Origin of the sequence: Lacrimispora amygdalina (genome assembly GCF_900205965.1) — a bacterium.
GTDB lineage: Bacteria > Bacillota > Clostridia > Lachnospirales > Lachnospiraceae > Lacrimispora > Lacrimispora amygdalina_A.
In genome coordinates this window covers 136,272-150,371 of sequence record NZ_OAOF01000011.1, presented here as the reverse complement: position 1 = coordinate 150,371, position 14,100 = coordinate 136,272, and the positions used below count along the sequence as shown (strand labels likewise).

10 protein-coding genes are annotated in these 14,100 nt (G+C 44.6%); all 10 read right to left on the bottom strand.

Translation table 11 applies throughout. From position 1 onward, the window contains the following. Window positions 1–101: 101 nt before the first annotated feature. The 10 genes from CRO04_RS15515 to ygfK all read right to left on the bottom strand — a co-directional run bounded on the left by CRO04_RS15515 (window position 102) and on the right by ygfK (window position 14,088). Window positions 102–815 carry a hypothetical protein gene (locus CRO04_RS15515; protein WP_097005171.1) on the bottom strand — a complete coding sequence of 238 codons (714 nt, stop codon included), beginning with the start codon at window positions 813–815 and terminating at the stop codon, window positions 102–104. After that, window positions 812–1,534, bottom strand: a complete 723-nt coding sequence (locus tag CRO04_RS15510; protein ID WP_097005170.1) for a LytR/AlgR family response regulator transcription factor — start codon at window positions 1,532–1,534, stop codon at window positions 812–814. The genes CRO04_RS15515 and CRO04_RS15510 overlap by 4 nt, the downstream gene beginning before the upstream one ends. 324 nt (window positions 1,535–1,858) lie before the next feature. After that, complete coding sequence (locus CRO04_RS15505) at window positions 1,859–3,601, bottom strand: HD domain-containing phosphohydrolase (RefSeq protein ID WP_097005169.1); 1,743 nt, start codon at window positions 3,599–3,601, stop codon at window positions 1,859–1,861. Window positions 3,602–3,748: 147 nt separating this feature from the next. Further along, the gene (locus tag CRO04_RS15500) at window positions 3,749–4,315 is read right to left on the bottom strand and encodes a nucleotidyltransferase family protein (RefSeq protein WP_097005168.1); all 567 of its coding nucleotides are present in this window, start codon (window positions 4,313–4,315) and stop codon (window positions 3,749–3,751) included. Then, window positions 4,312–5,127 carry a selenium-dependent molybdenum cofactor biosynthesis protein YqeB gene (yqeB, locus tag CRO04_RS15495; protein WP_097005167.1) on the bottom strand — a complete coding sequence of 272 codons (816 nt, stop codon included), beginning with the start codon at window positions 5,125–5,127 and terminating at the stop codon, window positions 4,312–4,314. The genes CRO04_RS15500 and yqeB overlap by 4 nt, the downstream gene beginning before the upstream one ends. Before the next feature lies 1 nt (window position 5,128). Further along, a complete protein-coding gene (locus tag CRO04_RS15490; protein ID WP_097005166.1) occupies window positions 5,129–6,163 on the bottom strand; it encodes a molybdopterin-binding protein in 1,035 nt (344 codons plus the stop codon). Next, a complete protein-coding gene (gene yqeC, locus CRO04_RS15485; protein ID WP_097005165.1) occupies window positions 6,160–6,996 on the bottom strand; it encodes a selenium cofactor biosynthesis protein YqeC in 837 nt (278 codons plus the stop codon). Before yqeC ends, CRO04_RS15490 begins: the two co-directional genes overlap by 4 nt. Continuing rightward, window positions 6,987–8,372: a dihydropyrimidinase gene (hydA, locus tag CRO04_RS15480; RefSeq protein WP_097005203.1), complete on the bottom strand. Its 1,386-nt coding sequence runs from the start codon at window positions 8,370–8,372 to the stop codon at window positions 6,987–6,989. The genes yqeC and hydA overlap by 10 nt, the downstream gene beginning before the upstream one ends. A 141-nt stretch (window positions 8,373–8,513) precedes the next feature. Further along, window positions 8,514–11,081, bottom strand: a complete 2,568-nt coding sequence (xdh, locus tag CRO04_RS15475; RefSeq protein WP_097005164.1) for a selenium-dependent xanthine dehydrogenase — start codon at window positions 11,079–11,081, stop codon at window positions 8,514–8,516. 16 nt (window positions 11,082–11,097) lie between these two features. Continuing rightward, entirely contained in the window at window positions 11,098–14,088 is a 2,991-nt protein-coding gene (gene ygfK, locus CRO04_RS15470) for a putative selenate reductase subunit YgfK (protein ID WP_097005163.1), read from the bottom strand. Window positions 14,089–14,100: the final 12 nt, after the last annotated feature.

Genomic DNA, 14,100 nt, shown 5'->3' with positions numbered 1-14,100 from the left:
TTTTGCTTCATGTAATAATTAGCAGCCTGCATGTAATTTTTGGTAAATATAAAAAAGAAAAGCAGCTATTAGCTGCTCCTCCAAAGTAACCCACTATTATTTTATATTATAAATATCTGCTTTCCCTCCCCCATAAACAGTATCACCGAACAAATCCTTACCATATAAGGAACCATCCATTTGTTAAAAACAGAATACCCAGGTGATGATGCGGTCATCTGTCTGAAAAATCCGTAAGCATCCATATCCGACATAAAGATCCGATAATCCTGCCACTCTTTAAAAGAACATAAACCAGCTAAACCAATGGTTATGACTGCTACTGCAGCAAAATATATTATACTGGTTTGATCTATGCTTAAAGTATACTTTTTATTTTTCAATGAGATTCTCATTACAATCATTACCATAAAAAATACGGTAACTATTTTAAACACCATTATCATTATGATAGCTGCCAGATATGATTCAATATAGATGGAAAACAGATTCTGAATTATGTAAATTATTATCTTCTCCAAAATGATTCCAATCATCAGATACAAATGCAGAGACTTCTTATATCCCGCCCACTCACTGTCTCTCTTTGATTTCCAATCTGATAAAATGAATAACAGAACTAGTACTTCTCCATATGTAACAGCTAACTCAATAAGAGACTGGATCATATAGTGAACATAAGCAGGAAGTGTCGGAAATAATATAATTACATCCAAAAACCGCCGGCTTATAAACCTGTAGCTTCCTTCCAGCCATACGAGAATGCCCATCAACATCATGATAAAATAATAGTTAGTTCTTTTTGTTACTCTCAAATCTGACACCAGCCCATGGTTTCAAACATAATTTCCTCCACTTCCTTTCGCCTGCTGCGGCTGACCGGAAGGCAGGTACCGTCCATTAATTCTACAATATCATTGGAGAATCTGGCAATCTGGTTGAAGCTTACCAGATAGGACTGGTGAATTCTGATAAATCGGAATTTACGGTCCTTTAACTCATTTTCAATCTCTTCCAGACTTTTGTATAACCTGTGACGTCCTTCTTCACATGCAATCTCAGTCAGGCGGAGCTTGCTTTCAAAATACAACACTTTCTTTAAATATACCTGGCGTTCTGTTCTGCCGTATTTAAAACGGTAGTATAAATCTTTTGTTTCGATCAGATTCATGATATGACTGAAATTATTATTGAATTCAGGATCTCTTACAGGCTTCACCAGGTATCCGATGGGCGCTGAGCGAAAGGCCTGATTAATGTATCTCTGATGCGATGTCATAAAAACAATCTGCACCATTCGGTCAAATTCACGGATCCGTTCTGCTGCCATCAGTCCATTCATGCGTTTCATCTCAATATCCATATAAATAATGTCGTAACGCTTTCCTAAATAAACAGCCCTGACAATTTCATCCCCATCACAGAAGGTCTCCACCTCCAGATCCATCTCTTTTTCATTCCCAATCCTGCGCAAACGCGTTTCTGCTTCCAACAGCAGCAGATGGTCATCATCACATACTCCAATTTTCAGCATGGCCTCTCCTCCTATTATCCAGCAATCTCCGAAATCAGTTTTCTACAGATTTGCTTCCTTATTAATTATTAACACTCTGCCAATTTTGTTTGTTAACGGTCTCAGCATATAACTATTTTCGACAATTTTCAACCCAAGTGCCAAAATTATACACGTTGAGTGCCAAAATTGACACTTTAAATGTGTTTTTTAGTTACATTTTTTATATTTAAACAATATTTTTTGATCCGTTTATAATCATAAATTTTACTTTATTTGTCATAAAAATTAAAAACCTGGCAGAAGCCAGATGATTTTCATCTGCCTTTTGCCAGGTTTTCATGTCTAGGCACCTGTGCCGGAATTATTAATCACTTTATCAATAAATATAGAAACATACTCTTTGCAGAACTGGGTACCTGCTCCCTTTTGCAGCTCACTGACCGCAATCTCTTTAGGCAGTGCATGACGGTAGCTCCGTTCACTGATCATGGCATCATAGGCATCGGCTATCGCGATGATTCTGGACTGTATGGGAATTTCCCCGCCCTTTAATCCTTTGGGATATCCGCTTCCATCCCAGTGTTCATGATGAGCCAGGACATAATCCGCCATTTCTGAAAGTTCATTGACAGTACTTAAGATACGGTATCCGATCTCGGGGTGCTTTTTCATCTCCCCCCATTCATTAACGTCAAGCTTTCCGTTTTTATTCAGAATGCCTTCCTCAATGGCAACCTTTCCAATATCATGAAGCAGCCCCACTGTCTTTAATTCCTTAATATCATCTTCCTGAAGCTCCAGGGCTTTTCCCATCTTTTCACACAGTTCGGATACACGTAAAGAATGCTGCTCTTCTCTGAAATTCTTTTCATGAAGTGCTGCCATAATGGTATAAATGGTCTTACCTCTCATACTGGGACTTTCCATCAGCTTTTTCCGATACATAAAATCTTCTGCCTTTTTTAATACTTCTGTGATGGAATCCTGATTGCTGCTCTTTATGCTGTAGCCAAAGGAAATTGAAAGCATGATTTTATTCACAGTCTGGATTTTCACCATATCACACATGGCAGAAATCATTTGCCTTATCTCCTTCTCACATGTACCTGGTGAAAAAATAACAAATTCATCTCCGCCCAGCCGGCATATGATATCCTGGCTGCGGGTATTGCTCCGGAGTACAGCTGCAGCTTTTCTTATGTATTCATCTCCTGCCGAATGACCAAATGAATCATTGATCAGCTTCAGCCCGTTAATATCTGCCATGGTAATCACCAGGGGATAGTTATACTCCTGGTCCAGAAGCCTCAGCTGTTCTTCAAAATATCTTCTGTTATACAGACCTGTAAGGGGATCGTGATAACTTAAATAATTCAGTCTCTGCTGCGCCAGTCTGCGTTCCGTTATATTATTAATAATCAGGGCAAGCTGGGATTGCCCCGGACAGAATACAATCACTTCATAGTATACATTCATCCTGTGCTGAAAACGTTCATAGCGGGCAGGTTCACCGGTTTTTACAGCCTTTGCAAGCAGTTCCCATATGTCCGGCTCAAGATTGTCATGTATCTCACAAAAATATCTTCCAAGAACAGATTCTTCCTGGTCACACGCCAGTTCCTCATAGTATGGGTTTACATCTATGAGCTTATAGTGCCTGATATCGGTTTCATCCTCTCCCTCAAAGAGAGCCATTCCAAGCTGCATATGGGCAATGATTGTCCGGTATTTTTCTTCACTTTGCAACAGCTTCTGATCATAAAGGCCGATCTTTTCGTACTGCGTCTTCAATTCTTCATAACTTCTGCCCAGTTCTTCTTCAGCCAGACCTGCTTTATTTAAGAGCCTGATTATTAAATAATATAAAAATATGGTTGTACATAATACAAACAGGACTCCCTTCATCATACTAAAAAGCATGACTGTGCGGAAATTACTGACAACAGCAGGAACCAATCTGTCAGAACTTAATATCCAGAACAAACTCAGCAGGAAATACGCGACACAGATCTTAATTCCTTCCTGCTTCAATTCCTTTCTGCTTTTACTTAACACAAGGAAATGTTCACTCAGCCTTTTCCACATAGCGCCCCTCCTTTGATGCTTTTATTATACACGATTTTCATTCTTCTGAAAACTAATAAGTGATTTTTTTCTATCATTGGATGAAATTGGAAATTAAAAAAACACGGTCTTTAAAAGCCGTGTCTTCCTATAAGAATATTCCCTGTTTTACCTGGGTCTGATATCTATATCCTGTAACTCTACAGGGTCTGCTGCCTCTAAAAGAAACACATCAGACATATGGGCTCTGAGAATTGTTTTTCCGCCTTTGTCACCTTTTAGTTCCATCAATTCCTTACGATATCTGCTGGAAAACACGGCGGGATTGCCTAATTCGCCCCTGCAGCTTAAACAGGCAAGCCCTTTTTTGCTTTCTTTGAATCCCCGCACCAGAGCTTCTATGGTAGAGGAACGCAGATAAGGCTGGTCGCAGACTGCAAACAAAACATCCGTATCTTCATTTTCCAGTTCCTTTAAAGCCAGATGAATGGAATGTGAAATACCAAGTTTACTGTCTCTGTTAGCAATGATTTTATATGCGGAATCTTTCATGTATTCCATTATCTCATCATATTGGGTCACAATCAGTTTTCTGGAAAACAAGCCAGCAGGAAGCTGATCTATTTCTTCTATAATACAGCGGTACATGGGCTTTCCATTCATTTCATAAAGAAGCTTATTGCCGTGAAACCGCAAGCTGTCTCCTGCTGCCAGAAGAATCAGTGTCATATTCATTGCAAAACCCTTTCTTTCTCAGTAAGACTCTTCTTTGTAAGGCTTAATACAGCCTCTAATACTCCTCCTCCGATAGCAGATGCCTTATCTGATATGGTATAGCAGTGTTGTATCACCCCTCTGGGATCAATATCTCCTGATTTCATACCGCTGCAGACAGTCACTCCCTCCTGAAGCAGTCCTCTTACAACTCCCCCCACTTCAGCCAGCACCGGAGTATCATCAACATATCCAACCACATCATTTTGTTTTACCACTGTTCCAATGGTAACTGCCGGGTGAAATATCCCGTTTTTTACCGCACGGATAATCCGCTCCTTATCATAACCGCCGATCATTCCTGGAACTCCTGAATTGGGAAATGCACTTCCCTTCCAGATGCATCTGCCAAGGTCATGGCCCCGTTTCGTCTCTACCACTGCGTGGCAGTCCTCTCCTGCAGTAAAACCAGGTCCGACCCCTATGACGATGTCTGCATCCGTAATCCTTGTTCCCAGATTTTTCTTCGCTATGATGGCATCTACCACTACAGCCGGATTAAATTCCTTGCGAATGCGGCATACTTCATCAACCACCACAGCAACCTGATCCTTTGACAAGGCTTCCTCGATCTCTTCCATGCTGCTGCACAGCACACCGGTAATATCCTCCACCTTAACCATGTTTTCATAAACAGCCCGGGAAAATGCCACCGTCCTCCTCACTGTGGTCGGCACCGGAATTTCCGTCATTACTACAAAAAATCCGCAGCGGTGCAGACGACAGGCAATTCCGGAGGCCAGATCACCGGCACCTCGAATTAATATCTTCATCCTACCAGCCCTTCCCAAATCCGCAGTTTGGATAATGGCATACCTCACAGGAAAGGCATAGCCCTCCTTTTCCAAGCTTATCCAGTTCTTCCTTTGTTACGGGATCATCTGCCATCAGGCGGGGCAGAACTAAATCAAATACCGTTCGTCTGGCATACATTACACAGCCCGGAAGTCCTGCCACTGGTATGTTCTTTCCATCCTTGCGGTAATAGGACAGGAGGAACATGGCTCCAGGCAGGACCGGGGCACCATAGGATATCACTTCAGCCCCTGTGCTTCGGATTGCCAGAGGAGTTTTATCATCCGGATCCACACTCATACCTCCGCTGACCAATACCATATCGGCTCCCTGACTGATAAAATTAAGAATCGCCGCTGTGGTATGTTCCGGATTATCATCCGTCACCGTCTGCCCCATAATCTCTCCTCCAAATTCTTCTGCTTTGGCTCTTAATACGGGACCGAAGGCATCTTTGACCTTTCCGCAGTATACCTCACTGCCAGTTGTTACAATACCGATTCTTTTATTTTTATAGGGAAGAATGGTAAATATTTTCTTTCCGCTGCAAAGACTTTTGACTGAATCCATCTTATACTTCTTTATTACAAGCGGAATCACCCTGGTTCCGCACAGCTTATCCCCTGGTTCCACAGGTGTATTGGGGTGTCTGGAGGCAATCATCATATCTCCGGCACTGTTTACCATCTCAAGCAGCCTGGTATCTATTTTCAAAAGTCCCCGTATTGTTGATTTTAATTCAATCTTCCCCTCCTTTACATCGCCTCTGTCCATATGGTCATTTCTGCATAATTCACATAGTATTTCAGCTGCCTCATTCTCATGATACATGGTATCATCCTTTTCCCAGACATACAGGTGCTCCTTCCCCATTGACAGCAGAACAGGGATGTCATCCTCAGTTACTACATGCCCCTTGCGGAATCTTGCCTCCTTTGACACTCCTGGTATGATCTGAGTCATATCATGGCAAAGAACATGACCCACTGCGTCTTTCGTTCTGATTTCCTTCATCTTGTCTGCCCCTTTCCGGTTCCTGTGTTTGCGTTATCATTTGTATGGAAACTGGTTACCGCACAGTATTGTGCCCATTGTTTCCCCATTGTCTCTGCTGCCGCCTGGGCATATAACAGCCGTACGTCGCTATCTGCCTGATTGAAAAGAATGCGGTACTCCATAGATTCTGCCCCCTTCCGAGTTCCGTTTATACTGGTCAGGATCTGCGAAATGGCATCCGGAGTAATCCGATCTTCCATTGTAAGACAGCCAAAAATGCAGGGAGCCAGTTCATAACGAAAACATGCTTCCTCCCAAGGCTCACCGATACAGGTAAGCCCGGCACAGCCGATTACTGCATAAGTTTTTTTTGGTAAAACCGGCTCTCCTGTCCGCGGGATCTTAATTGGATGGCATTTTGCGCCATCTGCCTCTACAAGAAGTACATCACAAAGCTGAACCAGCTTTTCCAGCTCCGCCAGTTCCATACCCTTTAACTTCCCCTCTCCGGCGGGCTGTCCGGTCACCAGAATCCAGCCCGCCGGAGTAGAAAAATGTTCCTTATTTATAGTAAGAAAATCACTGACTGTTTTATAATCAGCAGCCTCTGCCACGATCCGGTCAACAGGCCGGTAAATATGGGTGCTTGTGGTGACAATCACTCTTTTTCCACAGCCTGCTAATTCCTCTGCAAGTGAAAACATGGCAGTTGTCTTGCCTCCGCCTCCGGTAAAAGCTATGATTTCCGGTTCTTTTATGGAAAGGCGGAGTGCTTCCCACAGCGAGTTCTTCTTTTTCAGTTTTATTTTACCATCTGACTCTTCAAACGCATACACGCTTTTTAATTCCATTGTGCCAGCTCCATATGCCTGTTTCTTGCCACATAAGAGCCTGTCTTTTCCACCAGTACTTTTCCATTCTCTGCAGCCAGCCGGCCTTTTAAAAATACAAGCTCTGCTTTCCCCTCAACGGATATTCCCTCAAATGGACAGTAATCCACATGTGCAACCTGATTGCCAACTGACATCGTCCACCTGGTCTCCGGATTCCATACCACAATATCTGCATCACTTCCTGGAGCTATGACGCCTTTTTGGGGATAGACCCCGTAAAGCTTTGCCGGATTTTCAGAGAGAAAACGGCACATCTGTTCCACAGTCAGACCATTCTTTTTTACTCCAAAGCTGTACATTAAGGCTGGACGTGCCTCCACTCCAGGCATGCCGTTTGGTATCTTTGTAAAGTCATCCCTTCCTGCCGCCTTTTGTGACAAAGTAAAACTGCAGTGGTCAGTGGATACAGTCTGGATCTGATCCGTCTTTAAAAGCTCCCACAGCCGCTGCCGGTCTGATTCCTTCTTGATTGTAGGGGAAATCACGTACTTACTCCCCTCAAATCCAGGGAGATCATAAACATCTTCATTAAAAATCAGATATTGGGGGCAGGTTTCCACATAAACCTCCTGTCCTCTTTCTCTTGCATATAAAATCTCTTTATAACCGGCTTCGGAACTTAAATGTACGATGATAACCGGGCAGTCCGCTACCTGGGCAATCTTTAGAAGACGGCCTGCTGCTTCTGCTTCTACCGCCGCAGGTCTTGACATTTTATGTGCATGAACGGAATAATTGCCCTTTGCTTTTTCTTCCTCCACTAAAGCCTCTATGATTCCCTTGTTTTCACAGTGTACACCGGCAATTCCTCCAGCCTCTTTTAAACGCTTTAAAATCTGATAAATCTTTTTATCCGCCATATACATCTCATCATAAGTCATATACAGCTTAAAGGAAGTCACACCTTCAGAAATAATGGTATCAAGCTCTTCACTTACAGAATGGTTCCAGTCCGATATGGCAAGGTGAAACCCATAATCACAGGATGCATTGCCATCCGCTTTTTTATGCCAGTTATTCAATGCCTCATGGAGACTTTCTCCCTGGTACTGAGTGGCAAAATCGATGATCATGGTGGTTCCTCCGGCTATAGCCGCTTTGGTTCCTGACTGGAAATCATCAGCGGTTACAGTCCCTGCCACATGAAGATCAAAATGAGTATGGGCATCAATAAAACCCGGAAACAAAAGTCTGCCGGATACGTCGATGATCTTCGCATCTGCCTCATCAATCTCCTGTTCCACTGCCAGAATTTTCCCATCCTTCATGAGAACATCTGCTGCTGCAGTTTTACTTCCTGAAACTACGGTTCCGCCTTTTAACAACGTCTTCACAGCACATCCACTTCCTTTCTGATAATCCGGTATTTCTGTCTGCATACCGGTCTATACAATCTATTTTCCCCTGTTCCCCGTTTCTTGTCAATCCTAAAAAGACGCAGAGAAAATAATTTCTTCTCCTGCGCCTTTTTACGGTCATTTTCTCTTTTTCCGATATGCCGTCTCTTCCAGGGGCAGGGTGGTACGGAATACACCGTCATACTTATAATAAGCGCCCTGAACAGCCGGTGCTGTAGGAATAGAGGTAATCTCTCCGATTCCAATTGCCCCATAAGCAAGGGAATCGTGATTTCGTTCGACTATTATGCTTTGTACATCCGGTGTCCGGTCTGCACGAAACAGTCCCAGAGTTCCGAACTTTGCAAGGGGCATACCATTATCCAGCGGAAATTCCTCCGTCAGGGCGTATCCCAGTGACATGATCACGCCCCCCTCAATCTGTCCCTCTACAGACAGCGGATTGATAGCTTTTCCCACATCATGGGCTGCTATCACCTGCTCCACTGTGCCATCTTCCTTTAAACAGACTACCTGGGTGGCGAAACCGTATGCCACATGGGAGACCGGATTCTTTTTTTCGCTTCCCATGGGATCTGTAGCAGCCAGATATTCCCCAAAGTATTCTTTTCCGTTTAAAGAAGATAACTGGTTTCCTGCCTTTAAATCCTGAAGAATCAGACCGCATGCACGTCTTGCTGCTTCTCCGGTTACCAGCGTCTGGCGGGAACCGGAGGTAGTTCCGGAATCAGGGGCTAAATTAGTTTCAGCCGCCACATAAACCACCTGATCTCCGGTAATGTCAAGGGTTTCACAGACGATCTGCTCCAGTACGGTTCCCAGTCCCTGACCGATGCATGAGGCTCCTGACCGGATATGAACTTTACCGTCTTCAATGGTGAGCCTGCATCTTCCCCAGTCAGGAAGCCCCACTCCCACTCCGGCATTTTTCATAGCACAGGCAATTCCTGCATATGGGTGGCTTTCATAAACATCCTTTACCGCAAGCAGAGTTTCCACAAGAGCAGTTCCTTCTGCAGCGATCTGACCGTTGGGAAGCTCCTGACCAGGCCTGATCGCGTTGCGGTAACGGATTTCCCACGGGCTGATTCCCACTTTTTCCGCCAGCAGATTCAAATTACATTCAATGGCAAAGCAGCTTTGTGTGACTCCGAATCCGCGAAACGCTCCTGCCGGCGGATTGTTTGTATAGACGGCGGTCCCTTCAATGTCAATGTTCTGATAATGATAGGGTCCTGCCGCATGGGTGCAAAGCCGCTGAAGAACAGGTCCTCCCAGAGAAGCGTAAGCTCCGGTATCCGTTACGACTACAGCCGTCATACCGGTCAGATTACCATTCTCATCACAGGCAGTGGTAAATTCCATGGAAGCAGGATGACGTTTTGGATGAACCATCATACTTTCTTTTCTGGTCAGCTTTACCTTAACAGGTCTTTTGGTATGGTAGGATAAAAGGGCAGCATGGTGCTGAACAGACATATCCTCTTTTCCGCCAAATCCCCCTCCTACCAGTTTGTTGATGACATGAACCTTTGAAAGCTCAAACCCCAGCATTCCGGCACATTCCTTTTGCGTATCATAGGTTCCCTGATCGGAGGAATAAATAACAGCTTCTTTCTCTTCCCTGTCCACAATGGCTATTGCACACTCCGGTTCCAGGAATGCATGCTCTGTAAACGGAGTCTCATAATGCATGGTTACAGAATAGGCGGAATTTTCTATGGCTTTTTTCGCATCTCCTCTTATCAGATGTTCATGGGCTAAAATATTACCGGTATCATGAACCAGAGGTGCACCCGGCTTTAAGGCTTCTTCCGGAGAAAAAACTCCCGGAAGTTCCTCGTATTCAATCCGGATTAACTTCTTCGCTTCTTCCAGGATCTCTGGGGTATCGGCTGCTACCAGGCAGACTGCATCACCCACATATCTGGTTATCTCACCTTCCGGAATCATGGTATCCCAGTCCTTTTTTAAATGTCCCACTTTATTCTTTCCCGGAACATCCTTAGCGGTTAAGACTGCTCGGACTCCGGGCAGAGCTTTGGCTTTGGAACTATCTATAGACAGAATCCTTGCCCTGGGGTATCTGCTTCGCACCGCACTTCCGTAGATTAAGCCTTCCACTTCCATATCATCTACGTACTCCCCGTAGCCCAGCACTTTTTCCGGTACATCCAGGCGATGAACCCGCTGGCCCACAGACTTTACTTCAGGAGCTTTTAAATCCCTGACGTCTTCCCGGAACAGCCTGGCTGCAAGAAGAATAGCATCAATAATTTTCTTATATCCGGTACAGCGGCAGATATTTCCCCGCACTGCAAAGGCTGCCTCTTTCCTTGTTGGATCCGGATTTTCATCAATGAGGGCTTTTGCACAGATTACCATGCCGGGAATGCAAAAGCCGCACTGAACAGCCCCGGCTTCCCCAAAGGCGTAAACAAACACTTCCTTTTCTCTGTCAGACAATCCTTCAACCGTCATAACAGATTTCCCCTCCATTCTGGCAGCTTTCCAAACACAGGCTTTTACAGCCTTTCCGTCTATTAAGACCGTACATGTACCGCAGGCACCTTCGCTGCATCCGTCTTTCACAGACTTAAGCCCCAGATCAATTCTCAAAACATCAATCAGCTTCCTTTCTTCCGGTACTGTTACAGTCACTCCGTTTACCAGGAAACGAACCATTGCTTCACCCACTTTCTTATCTTAGAAGATAATCGTAGTCATTTATGACAGTTTCCACAATCTTTAAAAGTCCCTCAGGAACTGCATCAACCGCTTCACCTGCTTTTCCCGTATACAGACTTCCCATATATTTAAGAAGGAATTCACCGGTTTTACTGTCAGTCACGGTAAACCCTTGATTTTTACTGTTATTTAAATCAGTTTCATTGGCAAACAGAGTGAATTTATCAATATACGGAGCACTGTCATATGGACAAAAGCTTCGGCAGTTTCCGCATTCATTGCATAAATAATCCACATGAAGGATCTGATGCTTTGTCAGTCCTGGAACGAAAAGAGCCAGATTGGCACGGTTTGGACAGACCTCTGCGCAGTTTTCGCAGATACTTTTACAGCCAAGGCACCTGGTATTTTCCTCCTGATCGTTCAGCGTTTCTTTTAAGATGCCTCTTCTGTCGTAGAGCTTATCGGGCTCAGCTGACAGGTTATCAAAATCCCTGACAGCTTTCTTCCCCAATATGGCTTCTGCCGCCATCCTTGCATCTTTGATGGCTTCAACCACAGTTCCCGGACCAGAAAGCCCATCGCCCACTGCATAAACCCCGGATACGCTTGTTTCCAGCGTTTCCTCATTCACAAGAACTCTTCCCCTGCCTGTTAATTCAATGCCGTTCTTTACATAAAACTCTTTTGGGATCCCCTCTCCAACTGCCGCTATGACCGTATCTGCTGGTATGGAAACAGTCTCCTCAGTCTCTGTAACCGCCCTTCTTCCGCTTTCGTCTGCAGCGGCAAGCTTCATCACACTGCAGATCAGCTGTCCATTAACCAACTCTACAGGAGATAATAGCTCCTTGAATTTTACGCCATCCTGCATGGCAAGCAGCAATTCCTCCTCATCTGCAGGCATATATCGTTTTGTCCTCCGGTAAATAAGGGAAACCTCCTCTACGCCATGGGTTCTGACCGCTGCTCTTGCCGTATCCATCGCCGTATTGCCTCCGCCGATTACAGCAACTCTCTTTCCAATATCTACATTTTTATCCTGTTTTCTGTACTCACTCAGAAAATGCAGGGCATTTATGGTTTCGCCTGTTTTCAGATTCAGAACTCCCGGCTCGCTTGCACCTGCTGCCAGAATGATTGAATCAAATCCTTCGTTTTTCAATGCAGCCAGATCTGTTATTTCCGTATTCAGCCTTACCTCTGCCCCATAAGACAGACATAATTCAACATCATGATCAATCACATGCCCTGATATTCTAAAATCAGGAATAACGTTTTTGACCACTCCTCCTAACAAACCGCTCTTTTCAAATATCGTGGCAGGCATACCACACTTTGTCAGGAAATATGCGGCGGAAAGACCCGCCGGACCGCCTCCGATAATTGCTGTTTTTTTACCATTCAGCCCGCGTTTTTTAATGGTTTTCCGATAATTGTCATAACCCTTTTCAGCACAGAGCAGTTTGGCTCCCCTTATATTCACCGGAGATTCGTAATGATTCCTGGTACACATGTTCATACAGTTATGGGCGCATATGGAACCGGTTATAAAAGGAAGGGGATTCTTCTCTGCAATCACTTCCATGGCCTCTTCGTATCTTCCCTGACCTGACAGTTTTAAATATGTGGTAATATCCTGATGTATGGGACAGGCCTCCTGACAGGGTGCTGTATAGCAGTCCAGCAAGGGAACTGTTTTTTTCATCTTTCTCTCAGGCAGAAGCTTAAGGGCTTTTGTATAATGAGAATCTGTTACCGAATCTTTTGCCAGCTTTGAGACTTTTGTAACATCCACTCCCTGAAATGAGACACCTGTCTCTCTCGTCTGTTCTGCCATCTGAAGTAATCTCTGGTAACCGCCCGGTTTTAAAAGGGTAGTGGCAACTGTAACCGGCCAGATCCCCGCATCTGTAATCTTATGGATGTTATGATAATCACCGCCTCCGGAAAACGAGATTCTAAGTGCTCCGTTAAATTCTTTGGAAAGTCTGGCTGCCAGTGCCATGGAAAGAGGAAAAAGAGACCTTCCCGACATGTACATCTCCTGGCTGGGGAGCTCACCATTTTTAACATCAACAGGAAACGTATTGGTCAGCTTTACGCCGAACTCTGATCCGCGTTTCTTCGCCAGTTCCATAAGCCGCTTTAACATGGGAATTGCATCCTCATACTGAAGATCGTCAAGAAAATGGAACTCACCGAAGGAAATGTAATCATATCCCATCTGATCCAGAGTATTTCTGGCAAATTCATATCCCAGAAGTGTGGGATTGCATTTAATAAAGGTGTTCAGTCCCTTTTCTTCTATTAAATAGGCAGCTATCCGCTCAATCTCCTGAGGCGGACATCCGTGTAAGGTAGAAAGGGTTACAGAATTGCAGATCCGGGAAGTGATGGACTCTATATCCTCTTTTGTCACATGCCGAAACTCCTCCACATGATTCAGAAGATACTGCCTGCAGGACTGAAACGTTTCTGTCTCTCCGGCTTCCATCATACAGTCAATGAAAGAATTGATCTTGGGGGATTTGATCCCCTCCAGATCATATCCCACACTCATATTAAACTGAAAGCCATCCATCCGGCCCAATCCATATTCTTTTGCCATAAAAGACAGAATAAACCAGGCTTTGATATACTCCTCCTGCGCCTGGGGAACATAAAGTTCGGTGGACCATTCGCAGTTGTAACACTCATCCTCTGCCCTGATACAGGGCTTTTCTACCGGCAGGTCATCTCCGTCTAATATCTGCACAGTCTTCAGCTCGAAGAAACGGCTTCCGGCATAGTAAGCAGCTGCAATGTTCTGGGCCAGCTGGGTATGGGGACCGGCCGCCGGTCCGATGGGGGTCTCAAGGATTCTGCCAAAGAGCTCCCTGTTATGTGACTCATCCGCCAGATAAGGACGGTATACTCCGAAAACCGATTCTTTCTTTTTATGCTCTGCCCTCACCCAGTCCATTAACTGCGCAAAGGGCATTGGTGTCATTTTGTCTCCCATAGATATCCTCCT

Coding starts and splice junctions, on each gene's coding strand:
- CRO04_RS15510 (WP_097005170.1), bottom strand. CDS start 1,534: ATGCTGAAAATTGGAGTATGTGATGATGACCATCTGCTGCTGTTGGAA.
- CRO04_RS15505 (WP_097005169.1), bottom strand. CDS start 3,601: ATGTGGAAAAGGCTGAGTGAACATTTCCTTGTGTTAAGTAAAAGCAGA.
- CRO04_RS15500 (WP_097005168.1), bottom strand. CDS start 4,315: ATGAATATGACACTGATTCTTCTGGCAGCAGGAGACAGCTTGCGGTTT.
- yqeB (WP_097005167.1), bottom strand. CDS start 5,127: ATGAAGATATTAATTCGAGGTGCCGGTGATCTGGCCTCCGGAATTGCC.
- CRO04_RS15490 (WP_097005166.1), bottom strand. CDS start 6,163: ATGAAGGAAATCAGAACGAAAGACGCAGTGGGTCATGTTCTTTGCCAT.
- yqeC (WP_097005165.1), bottom strand. CDS start 6,996: ATGGAATTAAAAAGCGTGTATGCGTTTGAAGAGTCAGATGGTAAAATA.
- xdh (WP_097005164.1), bottom strand. CDS start 11,081: ATGGTTCGTTTCCTGGTAAACGGAGTGACTGTAACAGTACCGGAAGAA.
- ygfK (WP_097005163.1), bottom strand. CDS start 14,088: ATGGGAGACAAAATGACACCAATGCCCTTTGCGCAGTTAATGGACTGG.